Annotated in this window: 25 protein-coding genes; 8 read left to right on the forward strand and 17 right to left on the reverse strand. The window is 69.8% G+C overall.

Annotated features, from left to right (window positions below; all coding sequences use genetic code 11):
- Positions 1 to 36 precede the first annotated feature (36 nt).
- Positions 37 to 384: a DUF4229 domain-containing protein gene (locus tag ASE44_RS01440; protein ID WP_056776724.1), complete on the forward strand. Its 348-nt coding sequence runs from the start codon at positions 37 to 39 to the stop codon at positions 382 to 384.
- Between the two features lie 2 nt (positions 385 to 386).
- On the opposite strand, the gene ASE44_RS01445 is transcribed toward ASE44_RS01440, so the two are convergent.
- The 5 genes from ASE44_RS01445 to ASE44_RS01465 all read right to left on the reverse strand — a co-directional run bounded on the left by ASE44_RS01445 (position 387) and on the right by ASE44_RS01465 (position 7,377).
- A complete protein-coding gene (locus ASE44_RS01445; RefSeq protein ID WP_056013943.1) occupies positions 387 to 1,421 on the reverse strand; it encodes a 1,4-dihydroxy-2-naphthoate polyprenyltransferase in 1,035 nt (344 codons plus the stop codon).
- 39 nt (positions 1,422 to 1,460) lie between these two features.
- Positions 1,461 to 3,602: an acyltransferase family protein gene (locus tag ASE44_RS01450; RefSeq protein WP_056776727.1), complete on the reverse strand. Its 2,142-nt coding sequence runs from the start codon at positions 3,600 to 3,602 to the stop codon at positions 1,461 to 1,463.
- Positions 3,603 to 3,731: 129 nt separating this feature from the next.
- Positions 3,732 to 4,907: an AMP-binding protein gene (locus ASE44_RS01455; protein ID WP_082455613.1), complete on the reverse strand. Its 1,176-nt coding sequence runs from the start codon at positions 4,905 to 4,907 to the stop codon at positions 3,732 to 3,734.
- A gap of 39 nt (positions 4,908 to 4,946) precedes the next feature.
- Positions 4,947 to 5,873 carry a 1,4-dihydroxy-2-naphthoyl-CoA synthase gene (locus tag ASE44_RS01460; protein WP_056776729.1) on the reverse strand — a complete coding sequence of 309 codons (927 nt, stop codon included), beginning with the start codon at positions 5,871 to 5,873 and terminating at the stop codon, positions 4,947 to 4,949.
- 16 nt (positions 5,874 to 5,889) lie between these two features.
- Positions 5,890 to 7,377 carry a hypothetical protein gene (locus ASE44_RS01465; protein WP_056776731.1) on the reverse strand — a complete coding sequence of 496 codons (1,488 nt, stop codon included), beginning with the start codon at positions 7,375 to 7,377 and terminating at the stop codon, positions 5,890 to 5,892.
- Positions 7,378 to 7,448: 71 nt separating this feature from the next.
- Between ASE44_RS01465 and ASE44_RS01470 the strand changes: the two genes are divergently transcribed.
- Entirely contained in the window at positions 7,449 to 8,426 is a 978-nt protein-coding gene (locus ASE44_RS01470; protein WP_056776734.1) for an o-succinylbenzoate synthase, read from the forward strand.
- 81 nt (positions 8,427 to 8,507) lie between these two features.
- Here ASE44_RS01470 and ccsB read toward each other — a convergent pair whose 3' ends face one another.
- Genes ccsB through ASE44_RS01495 form a run of 5 tightly spaced genes read right to left on the reverse strand, consistent with a single transcriptional unit; the run spans position 8,508 to position 13,191 of the window.
- Complete coding sequence (gene ccsB / locus ASE44_RS01475; RefSeq protein ID WP_056013928.1) at positions 8,508 to 9,560, reverse strand: c-type cytochrome biogenesis protein CcsB; 1,053 nt, start codon at positions 9,558 to 9,560, stop codon at positions 8,508 to 8,510.
- Positions 9,557 to 11,221, reverse strand: coding sequence for a cytochrome c biogenesis protein ResB (locus tag ASE44_RS01480; protein WP_056776737.1), 1,665 nt, complete (start codon positions 11,219 to 11,221; stop codon positions 9,557 to 9,559). The genes ccsB and ASE44_RS01480 overlap by 4 nt, the downstream gene beginning before the upstream one ends.
- The gene (locus ASE44_RS01485) at positions 11,205 to 11,951 is read right to left on the reverse strand and encodes a cytochrome c biogenesis CcdA family protein (RefSeq protein ID WP_056013922.1); all 747 of its coding nucleotides are present in this window, start codon (positions 11,949 to 11,951) and stop codon (positions 11,205 to 11,207) included. Before ASE44_RS01485 ends, ASE44_RS01480 begins: the two co-directional genes overlap by 17 nt.
- Positions 11,948 to 12,556, reverse strand: a complete 609-nt coding sequence (locus ASE44_RS01490) for a TlpA disulfide reductase family protein (protein WP_056013919.1) — start codon at positions 12,554 to 12,556, stop codon at positions 11,948 to 11,950. The genes ASE44_RS01485 and ASE44_RS01490 overlap by 4 nt, the downstream gene beginning before the upstream one ends.
- Positions 12,556 to 13,191 carry a histidine phosphatase family protein gene (locus ASE44_RS01495; RefSeq protein WP_056776740.1) on the reverse strand — a complete coding sequence of 212 codons (636 nt, stop codon included), beginning with the start codon at positions 13,189 to 13,191 and terminating at the stop codon, positions 12,556 to 12,558. Before ASE44_RS01495 ends, ASE44_RS01490 begins: the two co-directional genes overlap by 1 nt.
- An 85-nt stretch (positions 13,192 to 13,276) precedes the next feature.
- On the opposite strand from ASE44_RS01495, the gene aspS reads away from it, so the two are divergent.
- The 3 genes from aspS (at position 13,277) to ASE44_RS01510 (ending at position 15,948) form a co-directional block, all read left to right on the forward strand.
- On the forward strand, positions 13,277 to 14,617 hold the full coding sequence (gene aspS, locus ASE44_RS01500; RefSeq protein ID WP_056013912.1) for an aspartate--tRNA(Asn) ligase: 1,341 nt from the start codon (positions 13,277 to 13,279) through the stop codon (positions 14,615 to 14,617).
- An 11-nt stretch (positions 14,618 to 14,628) separates the two neighbouring features.
- The gene (locus tag ASE44_RS01505) at positions 14,629 to 15,081 is read left to right on the forward strand and encodes a flavodoxin domain-containing protein (protein ID WP_056013909.1); all 453 of its coding nucleotides are present in this window, start codon (positions 14,629 to 14,631) and stop codon (positions 15,079 to 15,081) included.
- 90 nt (positions 15,082 to 15,171) lie between these two features.
- Positions 15,172 to 15,948, forward strand: a complete 777-nt coding sequence (locus tag ASE44_RS01510; RefSeq protein ID WP_056776744.1) for a putative protein N(5)-glutamine methyltransferase — start codon at positions 15,172 to 15,174, stop codon at positions 15,946 to 15,948.
- Between the two features lie 4 nt (positions 15,949 to 15,952).
- Here ASE44_RS01510 and ASE44_RS01515 read toward each other — a convergent pair whose 3' ends face one another.
- Entirely contained in the window at positions 15,953 to 16,267 is a 315-nt protein-coding gene (locus ASE44_RS01515; RefSeq protein WP_056013904.1) for a Dabb family protein, read from the reverse strand.
- A 43-nt stretch (positions 16,268 to 16,310) separates the two neighbouring features.
- Positions 16,311 to 16,571, reverse strand: a complete 261-nt coding sequence (locus tag ASE44_RS01520) for a glutaredoxin family protein (protein WP_056013899.1) — start codon at positions 16,569 to 16,571, stop codon at positions 16,311 to 16,313.
- A gap of 191 nt (positions 16,572 to 16,762) precedes the next feature.
- Between ASE44_RS01520 and ASE44_RS01525 the strand changes: the two genes are divergently transcribed.
- A complete protein-coding gene (locus tag ASE44_RS01525; protein WP_056013896.1) occupies positions 16,763 to 17,062 on the forward strand; it encodes a helix-turn-helix domain-containing protein in 300 nt (99 codons plus the stop codon).
- A gap of 22 nt (positions 17,063 to 17,084) precedes the next feature.
- On the opposite strand, the gene ASE44_RS01530 is transcribed toward ASE44_RS01525, so the two are convergent.
- The 4 genes from ASE44_RS01530 to ASE44_RS01540 all read right to left on the reverse strand — a co-directional run bounded on the left by ASE44_RS01530 (position 17,085) and on the right by ASE44_RS01540 (position 18,581).
- Positions 17,085 to 17,393, reverse strand: coding sequence for a hypothetical protein (locus tag ASE44_RS01530; protein WP_157579748.1), 309 nt, complete (start codon positions 17,391 to 17,393; stop codon positions 17,085 to 17,087).
- A gap of 222 nt (positions 17,394 to 17,615) precedes the next feature.
- Entirely contained in the window at positions 17,616 to 17,714 is a 99-nt protein-coding gene (locus tag ASE44_RS18140) for a 30S ribosomal protein bS22 (protein WP_003792170.1), read from the reverse strand.
- Between the two features lie 139 nt (positions 17,715 to 17,853).
- Positions 17,854 to 18,048: a helix-turn-helix domain-containing protein gene (locus ASE44_RS01535; RefSeq protein WP_056776748.1), complete on the reverse strand. Its 195-nt coding sequence runs from the start codon at positions 18,046 to 18,048 to the stop codon at positions 17,854 to 17,856.
- 128 nt (positions 18,049 to 18,176) lie between these two features.
- Positions 18,177 to 18,581, reverse strand: coding sequence for a helix-turn-helix transcriptional regulator (locus tag ASE44_RS01540; RefSeq protein ID WP_056014679.1), 405 nt, complete (start codon positions 18,579 to 18,581; stop codon positions 18,177 to 18,179).
- Between the two features lie 72 nt (positions 18,582 to 18,653).
- Between ASE44_RS01540 and ASE44_RS01545 the strand changes: the two genes are divergently transcribed.
- Complete coding sequence (locus ASE44_RS01545) at positions 18,654 to 20,096, forward strand: TrkH family potassium uptake protein (RefSeq protein ID WP_056776751.1); 1,443 nt, start codon at positions 18,654 to 18,656, stop codon at positions 20,094 to 20,096.
- Positions 20,089 to 20,760 carry a TrkA family potassium uptake protein gene (locus ASE44_RS01550; protein WP_056013885.1) on the forward strand — a complete coding sequence of 224 codons (672 nt, stop codon included), beginning with the start codon at positions 20,089 to 20,091 and terminating at the stop codon, positions 20,758 to 20,760. Before ASE44_RS01545 ends, ASE44_RS01550 begins: the two co-directional genes overlap by 8 nt.
- A gap of 4 nt (positions 20,761 to 20,764) precedes the next feature.
- Here ASE44_RS01550 and ASE44_RS01555 read toward each other — a convergent pair whose 3' ends face one another.
- Positions 20,765 to 21,223, reverse strand: a complete 459-nt coding sequence (locus tag ASE44_RS01555; protein WP_056776753.1) for a GNAT family N-acetyltransferase — start codon at positions 21,221 to 21,223, stop codon at positions 20,765 to 20,767.
- Positions 21,224 to 21,281 lie beyond the last annotated feature (58 nt).

Consider the following 21,281-nt stretch of genomic DNA (forward strand, 5'->3'; position numbering starts at 1 on the left):
GGGGTTGCCTTCAGGGACGACGCCTAGACTTGACTGGTGAATCGCGTTCCCGCCGCCGTCCGGTACACCGTCCTCCGCCTGCTGGCGTTCGCGGTGCCGCTCCTGCTCCTCGTCTTCCTCACGGGCCTGCAGCCCTGGATCGCCGCGATCATCGCCGCGATCATCGGACTCTGCGTCTCCTACATCTTCCTGCGCACCCCGCGGGAGACCGTCGCGCAGGAGCTCTTCGCCCGCCGACACGGCGACAAGCCGGTGCCGCACGACGACGAGGACGCCGAGGACGCGGCGCTCGACGCGGACACCGTGCGCACCCCTCGCGCCGACGAGGCCACGAGCGCGGACGGACCCGCGGCGTCGACGCCTGAGGAGCAGCAGGGACGCTAGCGTCAGGCGGCGATGCCGGGCGTGTAGAAGAACGCCAGGCCGAGCACGACGCCGAACACGAGCTGCACGAGTCCCGTCAGCTTGAGCGCGAGGATCTGCTCCTTCGCGGTCGTCGAGAACAACACGATGACGCAGGCCGGGAGCGCGGCGAGCAGGCCGAACATCGCGAGCCACGCGACCGGGTAGAACAGCGCGAGGAAGCCGGCGATGACGAACGGCACGAGCAACAGGACGCAGTAGAGCACCTTCGAGGCGATGCGCCCGATGAAGGTCGACAGCGTGCGCTTGCCGACCGCCCTGTCCTGCTCGAGGTCGCGGAGGTTGTTGACGACGAGCGCCGCGCAGGCGATGAGGCCGGCTCCGATCGCGCCGAACCATGCCTCCTGGTTGAGCCGACCGACCTGCACGAACGTCGTGCCGAGCGTGGCGACGAGGCCGAAGAAGACGAACACGAACACCTCGCCCAGCGCGAAGTACCCGTAGGGGCGCTTGCCTCCGGTGTAGAACCAGGCGGCGACGATCGCGACGGCTCCGACGAGCAGCAGCCACCAGAACTGGGTGAGGATCGTGAGGACGATGCCGGCCACCGCGGCGATGCCGAAGAACACGAGCGCGACGGCGAGGACGGCCTTGGGCTTCGCCGCGCCGGAACCGGTCAGGCGGCTCGGGCCGACCCGCTGGTCGTCCGTCCCGCGGACCCCGTCGGAGTAGTCGTTGGCGTAGTTGACGCCGATCTGCAGTGCGAGGGCGACGACGAGGCAGAGCAGTGCGCGGACCGGGTGGTAGACACCGGGGCCGGCGATGATCGACGCGGCACCGGTACCGATGAGGACGGGTGCGACCGCCATCGGGAGCGTGCGGATCCGCGCGGCTCCGACCCAGTCGCGGAACGTCGCCGGCTTCGCGAGCGGGACCTTGCGCCCGCCACCACGCGCCGGATTGCCGGATCGTCCACCGTTCGCCCCGCGTCCCGCGGTCGGGCGCTGTGCGGACGTCTTCTGCTGTTTCGGCGCTGCCGGCCGTGCTCCATGTGCCACGACGGCGAGTCTACCCGCGGAGCCCTCCGGCAGATCTCGTCACAGCGCGCCGGCCGCCTGGAACGTCTGGAGGACGGCCGGAGCGATGTGCTCGGCGAAGGCCGGAGTCAGGTGCACCCGGTCGTACTTCGTCGGCGTCGTCCCCGCGAAGGCCGGGCACACACCGTCGACGCAGCTGAAGGGCAACGACGAGATGAACCGCTCCCCCGCTGCCGCCGCGGCCGATTCCGAGGCGGTCGCGAAGTCGGTCCACGCGGCGTCGACACCCACCGCGCAGTCCTGCGGACTCGAGACCCGTGAGTAGCAGGATCCGAGCTCGGCACCGAGCGGCGGTGGGGCGAGGAGCACGACCCGACCGGGGACCTGGTACGCGGCCGTCTCGGCGAGCGTCGACGCGACCATCGCCGCCGCGTCCAAGGCGCGTCCGTCGGTCGAGCGGCCGTCGGTGAACGCGTTCGAGACGATCACGAGGTCGGGCTGGTCCGCGGCGATGCGCTCGGCGATGTCGTGCTTCCGGGTCGGGCAGTCGTCCATGACGCCTGCGCCGCTGTTCTGGACGAGGTCCTGCGTGAACCGGCACCCGTACAACCCCATCGTGGTGATCCGCAACGCTCCACCGCTCTGGTCCGCGATGGCTCGGAACGCCGGAGCGTAGGCGAGCGCCGTCGAGTCACCGACGAGGTACACGTGCTTCGGGGCACCGGCGTCGCCCCAGGTGCAGGACCCCGCGTCGGGCGTCGCACCGATGTCGAAGCACGCCCGCGCCGGATTCGTGCTCGAGGTCGCGCTGATCGCGTCGTCGAGGCTCGGTGACAGGTCGTCCGGCCAGCTCGTCGCCTCGGTCGCGAGCTGCAGCTCCCCCGCGATGCTCTGCAACGGATCCCCAACCGGTGCAGCCACGGCCGCCGGCCCTCCGGCGGCCACCGGCATGCGCAGTGCGGGCCCGAGCACGATGACGGCCAGTCCGGCGACGATCACCAGGCCGACGGCCGAGTACAGGAACTGCTGACCGAACCGGTCCCGCCACGCGGTCCAGGCGGCCGCGCGCCCCTCAGTGTCGCCGCGGAACGTGCCGACGAGCGGCATCCGATGCAGGGGCTGCTCCACGAGCAGGAAGGACAGGACGGAGATGCAGCAGATGAGCGCGAGCATCCCGGGGACCGTGCTCAGGGCGGTGCCGGGCACGAGCATCGGGACGAACACGAGGATCGGCAGGTGCCAGAGGTAGACGGAGTACGAGATGGCCCCGAGACCGGTGCTCACGGGGTTGCCGAGGGGGAACATCCATCGGGAGTAGCTCGGCCCGGCACCGGTCCCGGCGGCGATCAGCAGCAGCGCCGACGCGACGGGCGCGAGCGCCCAGGGGCCGGGGAACCCGATCGACCCGGTGATCAGCAGGGCGGACGCGACGACGCCCGCGAGCCCGGCCCACCCGGCGATCACGCGGACCGCCATCGGCATGCGCGCGAGCAGCGGGGCGCAGACCGCCAGGAGCGCGCCCGCCGCGAGCTCCCAGACGCGGGCGCCGGTCGCGAAGTAGGCGGCCTGCGGTGCCGCCGCGGACTGCCAGACGGCGAAGGCGAACGACGCCGCGACGACCACCACGAGGACGATTCCGACGACGATGCGTGAGCGGAGGACCGGCCGGGCCCCCTTGGCCGCGATCGCCAGGAGGATGAGGAGGAGCAGCGGCCAGACGAGGTAGAACTGCTCCTCGATGGACAGCGACCAGAAGTGCTGCAGTGGGGACGCCGCGTCCGTGGCGTGGAAGTAGTCGGTCCCCGACGCCTCGAACCGCCAGTTGGACACCAGCAGGGCGGCCGACACCGCGTCCCACCAGGTCGACATCGCCCGCGGCGTGTTGAACAGCCACGACGCCAGGGCGGCCGTCGCGGCGAGGACCACGAGCGCTGCCGGCAGGATCCGTTTGATCCGCCGACCGAAGAAGGCCGGCAGCGAGATGCGCCCGGACCGCTCGTGCTCACGGAGCAGCAGACCGGTGATCAGGAAGCCGGAGATCACGAAGAAGACGTCGACACCGATGAAGCCACCGGCCGGCCACCCGGTCGCGTGCGCGAGCACCACAGCGGTCACCGCGAGGGCCCGCATACCCTGGATGTCGGCGCGGAACGCCGCCGTCGGCCTGGTGGGCGTGGTGCCCGTGTCGCTCGTCGTCGTCACCTGTCGTCGTCCCCCGGCTGCGGCCGCTCGTCGACGCGCATGGGAGAGCTTGCCGTATGCGAGAACGACTCGCAAACCACCGCCACGGCACGGCGAAGGGAAGCGTCGGCGGGGGCGTCCCGTCTGGCGTCAGCCGAGCCGTGCGCGGAGCGCGACCACGTCGGGTTTGCCGCTCGCCAGGAGCGGCAGCTCGTCCACACGCACCAGCCGCGCGGGGCGTGCCGGGCGTCCGAGCGCCTCGGCCACCGTGCTCCTGGCCGTCTCGAGGAGCACGTCGTCCGCCCGTCCCTCGACAGCGGGGTCGCGCTCGGCGACGATCACCGAGGCCTGACCGAACCGCTCGTCGGCGACGGCGACGACGACCGCTTCGGCGAGGCCGGGCACCGACCGCACGGCCGCCTGCACACGGTCGAGGGAGATGTTGACGCCGCCGCTGATGATGACGTTGTCCGCGCGACCGGTCACCCGCACGACGCCGTCCGTCAGTTCGGCCGTGTCCCCGGTGCGGTACCACCGGCGCCCGCCCTCGTGTGGGAACGCGGCGGTCGTGCGGTCGGGTTCGCCGAGGTATTCCTCCGCGAGCACCGGCCCGGCGAGGAGGAGTTCGCCGTTCGACAGGCGCGCCTCGACGCCGGGGAACGGCACCCCGTCGTAGAGGCAGCCACCGGCGGTCTCGCTGGAGCCGTAGCTCCGCACGACGCGGAGGCCGAGCGACGCCGACCGTTCGAGGAGCGCTCGCGGGGTGGCCTGGCCCCCGACGAGGAGCCCCGCCAAGCCGCGGAGCGTGTCGCGCATCGAGTCGCTCTGCTCCGCCGCCTCGACGAGGAGTCGCAGCTGCGCGGGGACGAGCGCTGCGAAGCCCGCGTCGGCGGAGATCGCCTCGACGTGTCGCGAGAACACGTGGGGGTCGAACGATCCGGCCGGCAGCTCGATCGGCGTGGTCCCGGCGACGATGGACCGGAGCAGCACGTTCACGCCGGCGATGTAGTGCACCGGCAGCGCGAGGATCCACTGGGAGGACCGTCCATCGGCGTCGGTCCCGCCGAGCGCCGTCGCGGAGCCGTTCGCGCTCGCCAGCAGGGCGTCCGCCGTGAGCGCCACCCGCTTCGGGACACCGGTCGAGCCCGAGGTCTCGATGACGAGCGCGACCCGGTCGTCGACCGAGACCGGCGCGGCGGTGGGCGGCGGCGCGACGACCCCGGTCTGCACCGGCAGGACTGCCGGTCCGGATCCGTCGAGCGCCGCCTCGAGCGCCGAGGAGATCGCCGACGCGGTCGCCTCGACGGGATGCAGCGGACGGGTCATCCCCTCAGCGTACGCCGGGTGCCGCGCCGCACGACCGCCTCAGAACTGCCAGGGGAAGGGCGCCCAGTCGGGGCTGCGCTTCTCCAGGAACGCGTCCCGACCCTCCACCGCCTCATCGGTGCCGTAGGCGAGCCGGGTGGCCTCCCCGGCGAAGACCTGCTGGCCCACGAGGCCGTCGTCGACGGCGTTGAACGCGAACTTCAGCATGCGGATCGCCGTCGGCGACTTGCCGAGGATGGTCCGCGCCCAGGCGACACCCGTCTGCTCGAGCTCGGCGTGCGGGACCACGGCGTTGATCGCACCGGCCTGCAGCGCGCGCTCCGCGTCGTACTCCTGCGCGAGGAAGAACACCTCGCGGGCGAACTTCTGTCCGACCTGGCGGGCGAAGTAGGCGCTGCCGTACCCGGCGTCGAAGGAGCCGACGTCGGCGTCGGTCTGCTTGAAGCGTGCGTGCTCACGACTCGCGATCGACAGGTCGCACACGACGCCGAGCGAGTGTCCGCCTCCCGCCGACCAGCCGGGCACGAGGTTGATGACGACCTTCGGCATGAACCGGATGAGTCGCTGCACCTCGAGGATGTGGAGTCGGCCGTTGCGTGCGGCGTCGATCCCGCTCGCCGTCTCGTCGTCGGCGGCGTCGTCGCTCGCGTAGCGGTAGCCGTCGCGACCGCGGATGCGCTGGTCGCCGCCCGAGCAGAACGCCCAGCCGCCGTCCTTCGCGCTCGGCCCGTTGCCGGTGAGCAGCACGACCCCGATCGTCGGGCTCTGCCGCGCGTGGTCGAGCGCGCGGTACAACTCGTCGACGGTGTGCGGGCGGAAGGCGTTGCGCACCTCGGGACGGTCGAAGGCGATGCGGACGAAGCCGCCCTCGCGCGCGACGTGGTACGTCAGATCGGTGAGGTCCTCGAACCCCGGCACGACGTCCCAGATCTCCGGGTCGAACAGTTCGGACACACGATCGCTCATGCGTCCAGCCTAGGCACTACTTCGGCTTGTCGAGGTCCGCGTAGGGTTCGAGGGCCGCGAGGTAGTCCGCACGGTCGGCCTCCTTGAGGAGCGCGTAGGAGTCGAGGTGCAACTCGATGCCCTCCAGCGCCATGCCCGCGGTGACGTCGAACTGGCGGTCCTTCGCGACGGTCCCCGCGCGGTCGCGGGTGAGGTCGACGATGCTCGCGCCGAAGCTCCCCGCGCTCGTGATGGCGCCGTAGGTGTGGAGGTCCCAGAGCGCCTGGGTGTCGAGCGTCTCGCCGCCGTACTGCTCCGTGAGTTCGCCGGGTTCGCGCCACGACGACGGCGCGTTCTGCAGGTCCAGGTTCGCGATGCCCGAGCGCAACAGGACCCCGCGGATGATCTCGACGACCCGCGACTTCTCGTCGAAGGTGCGGACGGTCGTGGTCGTCTGCCACACCGGTGCCGTGTACTCGTAGAGCATCGAGTCGCCGCCGTAGCCGTTGTGGTCGAGCTCGCTCTCGGCCGGCTGTCGCTCCACCCACTCGAAGCCGAACTCGGCGGTGAGGGCGGTCCGGATGTCGGAGAGGACCGTCTCGGAGCGGTCGACGAAGGCCTCGTAGCTCGGTCCGTCAAGGGTCTCCTTGGCGTCCACGTAGGCGGAGCCGGGATAGGTGTCCCAGATGGGGTCGTGGTCCTCCTCGCGCGCGCCGCCGGCAGCGGACTGGCCGCCCGACCGGTCGAACACGAGGCCGCCGACGGTCATCGCCGTGACCGGGTTGACGACGAGGAGCAGCACGAGCGCCACGACGCCCGCGCGGCGTGCCCTCCGTCGGATCACGACGATGCTCGCGACCACCAGCACGAGCTGGACGAGCCCGACGACGACGAGCGCCGTGACGACCGCCCAGGCGCCCTCGCCCGGTCGGTACACGACGGCGAGCAGGGCGGCGAGGAGGGTCACGGCGACGACCGCCAGGAGCAACATCGCTGGGGAGAAGGCCGAGCCGCCCGGCCGCGCCGGCTGGGATGTGCGAGCGCCCGGCGCGGCCGCGTCACGGCGGGCCGGAGCCTCCGATTCGGGATCGACGGCGTCCGAGACCACGACGGGCGTCTTCGGGCGCGCGGCCTTCGACCGGGCAGCGTCCGATCGCGCGGCCCTTCGAGCGCGGCGAGCCGACGGGCTCGCTCGTTTCTGCCGTCCGCGCGAACCCGGGCGGCGGAACCGGGCGGTCGCCGCCTCGAGATCCTCCGCCGTCGGTTCGGACGCGGATCCCGGCTCGACGGCGGGCGGGCTCGTCAGCGGTGCGGCCGGCGATCCCCCGGGGACCGGCGGGGCGTTCGGGTCGCGTGGCCCGGACGCCTCGGCGTCGGCCTCGACCGGGCCGTCGGGCAGCTCGACGGGCTCGGACTCGGCGACGGACTCGAAGATCGGCTCCGGCACGCTGAACGTCCCCGGCTCATCCGCGGGCACACCACGGCCACCACCGGGCGTCGGCTTGCGTCGGGAGAACAGCGGCACGCGTCCGATTGTGTCACGACCGTCCACCGGCTCCCCGAGGGGCCGCGCATCGGAGGGTGCAGGATAGGGGCATGCTCGCCACCATCGACGACGTCCTCGCCACAGCCCGCGTGGTCTCGATCCCGCTGCGCGTCCGCTTCCGCGGCATCGACACCCGCGAAGCCGTCCTGTTCCGCGGGCCGGAGGGATGGACGGAGTTCTCCCCCTTCGTCGAGTACGACGACGACGAGGCCACCGCCTGGCTTCGAGCCGCCATCGACTTCGGCTGGTCGGCGTCCCCTGCGCTCAACCGGGACCGCATCCGCGTCAACGCCACCGTCCCCGCCGTCGGCGCGGACGACGTCGCAGCGATCCTGTCCCGCTTCCCCGGCTGCCGGACCGCGAAGGTGAAGGTGGCCGAACGCGGCCAGGTGCTCGCCGACGACGTCGACCGCGTCGCCGCCGTCCGGAAGGCCATCGGACCGGAGGGCCGGCTGCGAGTGGACGCCAACACGAACTGGAACGTCGACGAGGCCGAGCACGCGATCCGTGCCCTCGAACCGTTCGACCTCGAGTACGTCGAACAGCCGTGCGCGACCGTCGCCGAGCTCGCCGAGATCCGTGAGCGCGTCTCCTCCCTGGACGTCCCCATCGCGGCCGACGAGAGCGTCCGGAAGGCGGAGGACCCCTTGGCCGTCGCTCGTGCCGGAGCCGCCGACCTGCTGGTCGTCAAGGCGCAGCCACTCGGCGGCGTCCACGCGGCACTGCGCATCGCCGGGGAGGCAGGACTGCCGATCGTGGTGTCCAGCGCGCTCGACACCTCGGTCGGGATCTCGATGGGAGCCCACCTTGCAGCAGCATTGCCCGAACTCGACTACGACTGCGGGCTCGGGACGACCGCGCTGCTCGGCGGCGATGTGACCACCAGCGCGCTGGACCCGGTGGACGGCGGCATCGCGGTGCGACGCGTGGAGGTCGACGTCGACCTCCTCGACCACTTCACCGCGTCTCCGGAACGCACCGCCTGGTGGCTCGACCGGCTGCGACGGACGCACGCCCTGATCGGCTGACGCCCGCCCTTCGACAGGCTCAGGGATCGGTGGAGGGGTTCAGGGACCGGGGTCAGGGGCCGCTTCGGGGACCGGTCCCGCTTACAGGCCGCTGTAGGCGTGCAGGCCCTTGAAGAAGACGTTGACCACGACGAAGTTGAACATCACGGCGCTGAAGCCGATGATCGCGAGCGTCGCCGCCCGGGATCCGCGCCAACCGCGGGTCGCCCTCGCGTGGATGTACCCGGCGAAGATCACCCAGATGATGAAGGTCCACACCTCTTTGGTGTCCCAGCCCCAGTACCGGCCCCAGGCCCGCTCGGCCCAGATGGCGCCGGCCATGAGGGTGAACGTCCAGAAGATGAACCCGATGATGTTCACGCGGTAGGCGAGGTTCTCGAGGCGTTCCGCGTTCGGCAGGGTGAGCAGGAAGCGGAGTCGCCCCGAGCTCTGCGCGGGCTGCACCAGCCCGAGTCGGCGCTCACGGCGTCCCTGCAGGAGCTGCACGACACTCAGCGCGAAGCCGATCGCGAAGAACGCCGTGCCGAGGCTCGCGACGAACACGTGGATGACCAACCAGGCGGACTGCAGCGCCGGTGGCAGCGGGACGACCTCGACGTAGAAATTGGCCGTCGCGAGGCCGAGCAGGACCGTGACGAGACCGATGACGAAGCTGCCGAGGAAGCGGAGGTCGACTCGCGTGATGACGACGAGGAACACGGCGACGATGAGCAGCGTGCCCGTCATCGCGAACTCGTACATATTCGCCCACGGGACACGACCGGCGGCGATCCCTCGCGTGACGTCCGCCACGAGGTGGAGCAGGAAGGCGATGACGGTGAGCGAGACACCGACCCGGAGGCTCGGCGACTTGCGCGACGCCTGCTGCTCGGGCTCGTCCGCCGGGCGGCGGGACTTGCGGACCACGCCGTCGCTCGTGCTGATCGGCGCGACCGAACCGCCGTTCGCGTTGGCGAGGGCACCGACGCGTTCCTGGGCAGCGGGCTGCGCGACGCGCTCGCGTTCGGCGGCGTCGATCGCCGCGGTGACCTCGGCGCTCCGGCGCGCGAGGTCGAACGTGAAGGCGATGAACGCCAGCGCGTAGACGGCGACAGCCGACCAGAGGCAGAGGTTCGAGATTTCGACGAGGGTCACGGGGCGATTCTACCTTCGGGTTCGGACGGGACAGGCGTTGGGCTGTGGGCTTCCGCGATCGCTTCGACCGCGGCCTCGAGGCCGGGGTCCTCGCCACGGGCGAGGCCGGCGTATTCGAGCGAGACCGAGCCGTCGGCACCGGCCACGGCCTTCACCCACACGCGGCGCCTGGCGACGAACAGCGAGGTGATGAGGCCGGACAACGCGAGGATGGCGAACGCGAGCACCCACAGCTGGGTCGGATCGTGGTGGACGTCGAACGAGGCGAACCGCTTGACCGAGCCAGCGTAGTTCTCCGTCGACGGGTTGGCGGCCACGTTGTCGAACGACACCGTCCCGAGCCCGTTCGGCAGGTCGGTGATCTGACCGGGCGAGAGTTCGATGGATTCGACGCCGGTGTCGCCACCCGTGAGCTGCTTCATGTCGTCGACGTCCAGCGCGTAGACCGACTTCGGGGCGCCGGCGTTGATGCCGAGGTCGCCGGAGTAGACGTTGAGCGTCAACACCGGGTACGCGAGGTCGGGGTACGAGGAGAAGAACGGCGGCTTGGACGCGGCCTGCGTCGGGTAGAAGAAGCCGATCATGCCGAGCTGCTCGGCCAGTCCGTCCGGGATCTTGACGATGCCGAGCGAGGTGAGCTGCGCGTCCTGCGGGAGGAACGGGATCGAGTCGCTGAAGACGACCTTGCCCTCCGGGTCGCGGACCGTGATCGTCGGCGCGTAGCCGTTGCCGAGGAGGTACACGTCGGTGCCCTCGAACCGCAGCGGGTCGTTGACCTTGATCGTCGCGTCCTGCGGCTTCCCACCGGGTGAGGTCGCGGTGACCTTGGCGCGGTAGTCGATCGCCTGACCGTAGGCGTCGAGGTTCTCGGTCTCGTACGTCACGCCGAACTCGTCGAGCGTCAGCTTGTACGGCGCGAGTTCCGACTCGTTGAAGAAGCGGCCCGGGTTGAAGGAGTCGTAGTCGAGCAGGGTGTTGACGAAGGTCTGTCCCTCGACGAGGACCCGCTGCCCGGAGAACCCGAAGCCGCCGCCGAAGCCGACCGTCACGAGGATGCCGACGAGCGCCGAGTGGAAGACGAGGTTGCCGGTCTCACGGAGGAAGCCGCGCTCGGCCGATACGGACGCGGAGCCCTCGGCGTCGTAGCGTTCGACCCGGTAGCCCTGCCGCTTCAGCTGCTTCGTCGCGTCGTCGATGAGCTCGGTGGGGGTCGCCCCGCTGTCGTCACTGCGGCGCTCGAACGCGGAGAGCCGGGACAGGCGCGCCGGCGTGCGGGGCGGGCGGGACCGGAGTGCCTGCCAGTGGTGCTTCGTCCGCGGGATCACACAACCGATGAGCGAGATGAACAGCAGGAGGTAGATCGCGGAGAACCACGCCGAACTGTAGACGTCGAAGGCCTGGACCTTGTCGAGGATCGGCGCGAGGTCCGGGTTGTCGGTGAAGTACTGCGTGACACCGTTCGGGTCGCTCGACCGCTGCGGCACGAGCGAGCCGGGGACCGCGGCGATCGCGAGGAGGAGGAGCAGGAAGAGCGCCGTGCGCATGCTCGTGAGCTGGCGCCAGAAGAACCGGAGCCACCCGACGAAGCCGAGCTTCGGCTGGTTCACGCCGTCGGCCGGAGCCGGGGCGACGGAATCGATGTGATCAGAGGGGCGTGACAAGGCCGCTCATCACCCCCTGCAACGAGTACATCCATGCGGACCAGAGACCAGAGACCATCAACACGCCGATCACGATGAGGAGCACGCCGCCGACGATGTTGATCGTGCGGATGTGCCGTTTGAGGAACGCCAGCGACCCCGTGACCCAACCGAGTCCGAGCGCGACGAGGAGGAAGGGGATGCCGAGGCCGAGGCAGTAGAACAGGCCGAGGAGGGCGCCTCGCCAGGCGGAGCCGCCGGAGAGCGAGAGGGCGCTGATCGCGGTGAGCGTGGGACCGAGGCAGGGGGTCCACCCGATGGCGAAGACGAAGCCGAGGAGGGGCGCACCCGCGATGCCCGTCGCCGGCGCCCAACTCGTGCGGACCGTCCGCTGGAGCCGGGAGAACTGTCCGATGAAGATGAGCCCCATGAGGATGACCACCGCGCCGAGGACGCGGGTGATCACGCCCTCCCATTCGACGACCCAGGCGCCGACGGTGCCGACGAACGCGGCGATCGCCACGAACACGACGGTGAACCCGAGGATGAAGAGGCTGACGCCGAGCAGGACGCGTCGGCGCCCGGCCGCGGACCGCCCCTCCTCGACCGTCGTCATGCCGCCGACGTACCCGAGGTAGCCGGGGACGAGCGGGAGCACGCACGGCGAGAGGAACGACAGCAGACCGGCCGCGATGGCGATCGGGATCGCCACGAGGAGCTGGCCGCCGTAGACGAGCTCGCCCGGGCTCACTCTGCGGAGCTCTCGGCGATCGTGTCGCGGATGAGGGTGTCGAGGATGGTGCGGTCCTGCAGCTGCCCGAGGATGCGCGCGGCGACCCGTCCCTCGGCGTCGAGGACGATCGTGGTCGGCACGGCGTTCGGCGGCACGTTGCCGGTGAACGCGAGCTTCGCCTCGCCGCTGTCGACGTCGAGGATGGAGGGGTAGGTGATGCCGAAGGTGCCGTTGAAGGCCTTCGCCGTGTCGGCCGTGTCGCGCACGTTGACCCCGATGAACGTCGCACCCTTGCCGGTGTAGTCGGCGTTCAACGATTCGAGGTCCTTCGCCTCGGCACGGCACGGCGCGCAAGCGGCGTACCAGAAGTTCACGACGATGACCTGGCCGGCGTGGTCCGTGGAGGAGATCTGCTCGCCGTCCTCGCCGACGCCCGAGAAGGTGATCGGCTCGCCGCGGTCCTCGACGGCGACCTCGGTCACGCTGCCGTCACCCGCGACGTATCCCTTGCTGCTGCCCTCGCGGTACTGGTCCGCGAGCGGGTCGCTGCCGCAGGCCGTCAGCAGGAGTGCCCCGACGGCCAACACGGCGGCGACGGCGAACGTCCTCGATCTGCGGGCCATCAGACGGCACCGACATCGGTGGCGCCGGACGCGAGACGTGCTGCCGGGTCGACGTAGCCGACCTCCAGGAAGCCGTGCTCGGTGCGTTCGAAGGAGGTGATGCTCGACAGTGCGCACCGGCGTCGGCGGGGGTCGTGACGGTACGGCGCGCCCACCACGGAGCTGTGCATCATCCAGATCGGCAACTGGTGGCTGACGAGGACGACATCGCCCGACGGTGTCGCCCGCCAGGCGTCCTCGATCGCGGCCGTCATGCGGTTCACGATCGACGCGTAGGGCTCGCCCCAGCTCGGCCGGGACGGGTTGCGGAGCTTGGCCCAGTTGAGCGGGTTCTTGAGCGCACGGCTCATCCGCTTGCCCTCGAACTCGTTGAACGGCTCGATGACCCGGGGCTCGGCGACGATCGCGAGGTCGAAGGCGGCGGCGACCGGGGCGGCGGACTCCTGCGTGCGCTGCAGCGGCGACGCATACAGGGCGCCGATCGGGCGGTCGCGGCTCACGAGGTCGTCGGCGGCGGCCTGAGCCATGCGCTCGCCGAGCTCTGACAGCCGGAACGCGGGGAGTCGACCGTAGAGCACACGAGAAGGGTTGTGCACCTCGCCGTGACGCACGAGATGGATCTGGTCGGCTACCACCCTCCAAGTGTACGTTTCCCCAAGCTGCGGATTCACCGTGACCTCCGTCCGGATCCGAACGACGAGCGACGGCTAAGCTGTCGGGGTGAGTGAACGCGTCGTTGTGAAGAACCTGGCCGCCCTGTCCGACGGTCCCGTCACCGTCTCCGGATGGGTCGAGACCGTCCGCGACCAGAAGAAGGTGCAGTTCGTCGTCCTCCGGGACGAGAGCGGCGCCGTGCAGCTGGTGAACCCGGCCGTCCGGGAGCTCGACCCCGAGGTCGAGGGTTCCGCCGAGCGCCTCGCCACCACGGAGGCCATCTCAGCCCTCGCGCACGGCTCCTTCATCACCGTCACCGGCGAGCTCAAGCACGACGAGCGGGTCAAGCTCGGTGGCATCGAGGTCAAGGTGGCCACCCTGGACGTCGTCACCGCTGCGAACCCCGAGACGCCGATCGCGGCGGACTCCTCACTCGACAAGCGCCTCGACTGGCGCTTCCTCGACCTGCGCCAGCCGAAGCAGGCCCTCATCTTCCGCATCCAGACCACGTTCGAGCACGCGCTGCGTCAGTACTGGATCGACAACGACTTCATCGAGATCCACACCCCGAAGCTCATGGCGAGCGCGAGCGAGTCGCGTGCCGAGCTCTTCGAGGTCGACTACTTCGAGGGCAAGGCGTACCTCGCGCAGTCACCGCAGTTCTTCAAGCAGATGGCGCAGTCCGCCGGCTTCGGCAAGGTGTTCGAGGTCGGACCCGCGTTCCGCGCCGACCCCTCGTTCACGAGCCGTCACGCGACCGAGTTCACGAGCGTCGACGCCGAGATCAGCTGGATCGACTCGCACGAGGACGTCATGACGCTGCACGAGGAGCTCCTCGTCGCCGGCTTCACGGCCGTCAAGGCCAAGCACGGCGAGCAGATCGCGGAACTCTTCGGCATCGAGCTCGAGGTCCCCTCCCGTCCGTTCCCGCGCATCCCGCTGGCCGAGGCCAAGCGCATCGTCGCCGAGCGCGGCTACGAGGTGCCCCGTGCCGACGACGACATGGACCCCGAGGGCGAGCGCCAGATCGCGGCCTACGTCAAGGAGACCTACGGCCACGAGTTCGTCTTCCTCACCGACTACGCCTCGAGCATCCGGCCGTTCTACCACATGCGCAACAGCGAGGACGGCTCGCTCACCAACAGCTACGACCTCATCTACAACGGTGTCGAGATCTCCACGGGTGCACAGCGTGAGCACCGCGTCGAGGTGCTCATCGAGCAGGCGAAGGAGAAGGGCCTCGAGCCCGAGGAGCTCGAGTTCTACCTCGACTTCTTCCGCTACGGCGTCCCGGCGCACGGCGGCTTCGGCATGGGCCTGGCCCGCGTGCTGATGCTCATGCTGCACGAGACCTCGATCCGCGAGGTGACCTACCTGTTCCGCGGCCCGACCCGCCTCGCCCCGTAGAGAGGACATCCATGAAGATCGTCATCCTCTACGGAACCGAATCCGGTAACGCCGAACGGCTCGCCAACGACCTCGGCAAGGCCATCGGCTCGCAGCACGAGTGGCGCGTCGTCGACCTCGGCGACGTGTCCCCCGACGAGCTCTCGGCCGACGAGATCCACATCTTCATCACCTCGACGTACGGCGACGGCCTCCTCGGTGAGACCGGCCAGATCTTCTACGAGGCGCTCGAAGAGTCGGGTACCGACCTCGACGGGATCCGCTACGCCATCTTCGGTCTCGGCGACAGCAGCTACGAGGACACCTACAACCAGGGCAGCTCCCTGCTCGACGCCCTGTTGACGGAGAACGGGGCCACCCGCTTCGGCGAGTTCGGGCTCCACGACGACGGTGGCTTCGAACGCAAGAAGGACGTCGCGCTCGCCTGGCTGCCCGGCGTGCTCGCGGCAGCCGAACAGCTCTGAGCACAGCCGCGACGAGTCCGACGGTCCCGTCCGTGGCTCGGACACCGCCGGCCGGGTAACCTCGATCGTCTGATCGAGGGGTGCGATGTGATGGGTGCAGCGACCGACGCCGTCGTCCGGCGCCTGCGCGACGCGGGGTGCGTGTTCGCCGAGGAAGAGGCGGCCCTCCTCCTCGCGGAGGCGACGGATCCGCAAGAGCTCGAAGCGATGGTCCGGGCCCGTGTCGACGGCCGGCCGCTCGAACAGCTCCTCGGCTGGGTGGCGTTCCGAGGCCATCGGCTCGTCGTCGACGAGGGGGTCTTCGTGCCGCGCCAGCGGACGGGTCTCCTGGTGGAGCTCGCATCCGCGCACCTGCACGAGGGCGCGACGGTGGTCGAACTCTGCTGCGGTGTCGCCCCGGTCGGTGCTGCGCTGCTCGCGGAGTGGCCGGGCCGTCTCGAGCTCTGGGCGTCGGACATCGACCCGGTCGCGGTGCGGAGCGCCCGTCGCAACCTGGCGCCACTCGGCGGGACCGTGGTGGCGGGCGACCTCTTCGGTGGCCTGCCGGACCGTCTCCGCGGGTCCATCGACGTCCTGGTCGCGAACGCCCCGTACGTCCCGAGCGCCTCGATCTCCCTGATGCCGAGGGAGGCTCGCGACCACGAGGCGGTGATCGCGCTCGACGGCGGCGCGGACGGCCTCGACGTCCAGCGGCGACTCATCGCGGCGTCGTCGGAGTGGCTCCCCGCTGGCGCCCACCTCGTCGTCGAGACCAGCACGCGTCAAGCGGAGCGGACGGCGGGACTCATGGAGTCGGCGGGCTACTCGGCCGTGATCCGGCGCGACGACGACCTCGACGGCACGGCCGTCGAGGGGGTCCGTCACTGACGACTCAGGAGCGCGCGAGCTCGAAGTCCACGGCGGAGCGCTCGACGACGAGCTGACGCACGATCTGCACCACGCGGACGTGCTCCGGGTGCACCTGGTACCGCTCAAGCGCCTCGAGGGACGGGTAGTCGCCGACCAGGACGACGTCCCAGTTGCTCTCCGGGTACGCGATGTTGCGCCCGACCTGCAGGCTCTCGATGTCGTCCGGCATGACCGCGGCGAGGCCTTCCAGCTCCGCCTGCATCGTGGCGAAGGCGGCGTCGCGCTCGGTCTCGTCGGTGGCGGCCAGCTTCCAGCTGACGATGTGGCGGATGGTCACGGGGACTCCAATGGGTCGGGACGGTGGCGGCTGGGCCGACGACTCAGCCGGCGAGCAGGGCCGCCCGCAAGCGGTCGGGATCGATGCGCCAATAGTTGTGGACCTTGCCGTCGATGAGGACGACGGGGATCTCCTCCCAGTGGCGGTCGTGCAGGATCGGGTCGTCGAGGATCGACAGTTCCTCCCGCTCGATCGCCGGAGCGTCGGCGGGAAGACCGGCGACGACCTCGTCGATCACGGCACGCGCATCGTCGCAGAGGTGACAACCGGGTTTGCCGATGAGCGTGAGATGGAGAGCGGACACCCTTCCACTGTACGGGGTGGCCTACGGCCCGGGCGCGGTCTTCCGACGACACCTGTCGCTTTTCCGACGGGTGTCTGCGACGATGCTCGGGTGCGACCGGACGAAACGAAGAGTGACAGCAGCACTGGTGCCGGAAGCATCGGGTCCAGACGCTCTGGCCTCGGCCGGTCGAGGTCCGTTGTCATTGGGTGATGCCTGCACACTCTGAAGCCGCGACCATCCTCGGCGAGCGACTCCGCGCCGCTCGCAACGAGCGCCAGCTGACCCTCGAGGACCTCGGCGTGCTCGCCGGCATGCACTGGACGAACATCGGCAAGATCGAGCGCGGGCAGGTGCACCCGAGCGTCGAGACCCTGGTCCGCCTGAGCACCGCACTCGACCTGGATCCGGCGCAGTTCGTGACGGGTCTCGACGCGGACATGTACCCGGGGCGGACGCACAAACTGACCGCGCGCGACCTGCTCGCGGCACGACGGGACCAGGAGCGCTGAGGCCTCACCCTCGCGCAGGCCGTCAGAAGGTGATGGGCCACAGGTACTGGTGACCGCCGGGGCGGAACCAGGACACCTGCACGCTGCTCGCACGCGCGAGCGTGCTGCCGAGGACCTCGAACTCGAGCGCACTGCCCGGCGTCAACCGACACGGCTGCAGCGGCGAGAGCAGCCCCGGCCCGATCATCCGGAGGACGACCCAGTGGACGGCTTCGTCGCTGACGTTCCGCAACCGGTAGCGCGGGGCGTCGTCCCGCTCGACGATGAACGGCACTCGATAGGCGGGTTCGCGACGGTTGCGGCGGGCGATGGGCGGGAGTTCACGGGTCATGGGACGACGGTACGAACGACCGCCGACGATCTCGGGCCGAGGGGCCGCGTGCCGCGGCGTGCTGTGGACCGGTCGCTGCCTGGCTCGCTTGTGGAGGAGCGTCGTCGCCCTCAGCGCGAGCATTGCCCGATCGCCGCGCCAACGCCAGAAAGCGCCATGCCCTCAGGGGCCGGCGCTTCCGGTGGACGCGATGTCGACGAGCGCTCCTGACGGAGCGGCCCGCTACTTCTTGTTGCGGCGCTGGTGACGGGTCTTGCGAAGCAGCTTGCGGTGCTTCTTCTTCGCCATACGCTTGCGGCGCTTCTTGATAACAGAACCCACGGATTTACCTCACAGAATTGGGGGGCTTGGCCGCAGGGATCGCGACCGAAGAGAACAAGTCTTGTCACCAGTCTAGCCGATTGCGGCGCGCGTCGTTCACACGTCGTTCGCCTGCAGGCTGGTAGGGGCAGGAGACCGCTCAGCCGACGTCGGCGACAGGACGCTGCCTGACCGCCTCGACAGCCGTCTCCGGAACCCGGAACGACTTCCCGAACCGGATGGCGGGGAGCTCCCCCGAATGCACGAGTCGGTACACGGTCATCTTGGACACGCGCATCATCTCGGCGACTTCGGCCACGGTGAGGAAGCGGACGTCTGCAGCATCCTGCGTCATCGAACCCCTCCGGTACGCCTGGCGACACTCTGGAACGGCGGTCCGAGGTCCGGATCGCCGCATGGCAACTCTAGAGGGACGACGACCGCCTGTACATCCCCTGGGTGAACGGTATGGAACCGGCAGGCCTACGGGCGCAGCTTCTTCGTGACCGACTGGACCGCGTGCGTGACGTCCGCCGCGACCTTCCCGACCGAGCCCGCGACCGCCTTCGCCTGCTCCGGCAGTGAGAGGGCGGCGAAGTCGACGTCGTCGTCCGCGTAATCGACGCTGAGGAACGGGATGAGCCAGTCCTCCACGTCCTCGAGGGGGGCGTAGTCCAAGCTGTAGTAGCGGTGCTGGCCTTCCTCGCGGACCTCGACGAGTTCCGCTTCGCGGAGGACCTTCAGGTGCTTCGACACGGTGGGCTGGCTGAGGCCGAGCTGCGCGACGATCTCGGAGACACTCGTCCCCGCTCCGCCGTGCCGTTCGAGCAGCAGTGCGAGGATGTCCCGCCTGGTGGTGTCAGCGATCACGTCGAAAATGTCGGCCATGCTCCAACGATAGTGATCGAGCGCGCGGAGTACCATTGCCTCCGGCGCAGTCCTGAGGTGTTGAGGGGTCAGATGAGCGGCAATGCCATGGGTCGTCGTCCCGAGATCATCGTCCGGCACGGACTCGCACGGGTCAGGGAGGCCGTCAGCGACTTCGCGGCGAAGTCCACCTCCCGGTTCGCCATCCTCGTGTTCAGCTTCCTGATCTTCGTGTTCACGATGCTGTTCTCGCTCCCCATCGCGAGCGCAGACCGCGAGGTGACCCCGATCGCCGACGCCCTGTTCACCGCGGTCTCGGTCATCTGCGTCACCGGACTCTCCACCGTCGACATGGCGACGCACTGGTCCCTGTTCGGGCACGTCCTGGTGTTCATCGGCGTCCAGATCGGAGCCCTCGGCGTCCTGACGCTCGCCTCGATCCTCGGCTTCGTCATCGCCCGACGACTCGGCCTGCGCCAGAAGCTCATGGCCGCGAGCGACACCAACCCGCTGCGGTCGCACCACGGGCCGGTCGCCGAGGGCCAGGCCGTCCGCCTCGGCGAGATCGGCAACCTCCTCGTCACCGTCGCCGTGAGCGCCCTCGTGATCGAGGCGGCGCTCGCGGTCCTCCTGTTCCCGCGGATGCTGCTCGACGGCATCAACCCGTGGGACGCCGCCTGGAACAGCGTCTACTACGCCGCCATGGCGTTCACGAACACCGGCTTCACGCCGAACGCCGAGGGCCTCGCGGCCTTCGAGAACGACTACTGGTTCCTGAGCATCCTCATGCTCGGGGTCTTCCTCGGCAGCATCGGCTTCCCGGTCATCTACGCGTTGAGCCGCAACTTCCGGCGCCCGAGCCGGTGGTCGCTGCACGTCAAGCTCACCCTCGTGACCACGATCATCCTGTTCTTCGCGGGCGCGCTCGCCTTCATCCTGCTCGAGTTCAACAACCCCGAGACGTGGAACAAGTGGAACCTGTGGGACACGATCTTCCAAGGGTTCTTCCTGTCCGCGATGACGCGGTCGGGTGGGTTCTCGACCGTCGACATCGGTGATCTCAACGGCTCCACCCTGCTCGTCGCCGACATGCTCATGTTCATCGGCGGTGGCTCCGCGTCCACCGCGGGCGGGATCAAGGTGACCACCCTCGCCGTCCTGTTCCTGGCGGCGTTCGCCGAGGCGAGGGGCCGCGAAGGTGTCGAGGTCTTCCGACGTCGGATCCCGCAGGACGTGCTCCGCGTCGCGGTCAGCGTCGTCCTCTGGGGTGCGACCATCGTCGCCCTGTCCACCATCGTCATCCTGCAGATGACCAAGGCACCGCTCGACCACGTGCTCTTCGACGTCATCTCGGCGTTCGCGACCGTGGGCCTCAGCACCGGCCTCGTGTCGGACCTCCCCGACGCCGGGGTGTACGTGCTCGCGGTCACCATGTTCCTCGGCCGCGTTGGTACAGTGACACTCGCTGCAGCCGTGGCCGCGAGCCAGAGCGGCCAGCTGTTCAAGCGACCCGAAGAGAGGCCCATCGTTGGTTGACCGCATCAAGCACGACGCCCCGGTCCTCGTCATCGGACTCGGACGGTTCGGCGCCGCCTGCGCCGGCGAGCTCGACCGACTCGACCGCGAGGTGCTCGCGATCGACGACAACTCGGACCTCGTGCAGAAGTGGTCCGACCGGGTCACCCACACCGTGCAGGCCGACGCGAAGAACATCGAGGCCCTCCGCCAGATCGGTGCCCAGGACTTCTCGGTCGCCGTCGTGGCCGTCGGCTCCTCGATCGAGGCGAGCGTGCTCATCACCGCGAACCTCGTCGACCTCAAGATCCCGCAGATCTGGGCCAAGGCCGTCTCCCAGTCGCACGGCAAGATCCTCGCCCGCGTGGGCGCGAGCCATGTCATCTACCCCGAGCGGGAGGCCGGCGAGCGCGTGGCGCACCTCGTGTCCGGACGGATGCTCGACTTCATCCAGTTCGACGACGACTTCGCCCTCGTGAAGATGTACCCGCCGAAGCCCATCCGCGGCCTCAACCTGACGGAGTCGGGCGTCCGCACGAAGTACCGCATCACGGTCGTCGGCGTGAAGTCACCCGGGAAGCCGTTCACCTACGCGACCGCGGACACCGTCGTCTCGAACCACGATCTGATCATCGTCTCGGGCACCTCCGCCGACATCGAACGCTTCGCGTCCCTCGAGGGCTGACGACTCAGACGAGCCGGCGGGCGTAGCAGCGCGACAGGGGTTCGTCGACGTAGGGCCCGAACGCGGGGATGGGCGAGTATCCCTCGCGCTCGTAGAACCGCATCGCGTCGGGTTGCGCGGTCCCCGTCTCGAGCAGCAGCTCCACGACACCGAGCGATCCTGCCTCGGCTTCGAGCGCTCGGAGCACCGCGACCGCGACGCCGGTGCCGCGCGCCTGAGGAGCCACGAACATGCGCTTGATCTCCGCACGCTGCTCCCCGAGGAGCCGCAGGCCTCCGCAGCCGACCGGCGTGCCCACCTCGTCCCTCGCCACGAGGAAGACCGCGATGTCGTCCCCCGACGGCGGTGTTCCCGGCTCATGGTCGTCGCTGCCGTAGCGGGCGTCGAGCTCGGCGCGCTGTGCCCGGCGCAGTTCGGTTCCGGCCTCGTCGGCCCAGTCGACCCGGTCGATCGTGATCGTCATCCCATGTCCCATCATTCCGTAACGTTCATTACGGTAACATCTGTCACGAGGTGAGACG

The sequence above is a fragment of the Plantibacter sp. Leaf1 genome, assembly GCF_001421315.1.
In the GTDB taxonomy this organism is placed as follows: Bacteria; Actinomycetota; Actinomycetes; order Actinomycetales; family Microbacteriaceae; genus Plantibacter.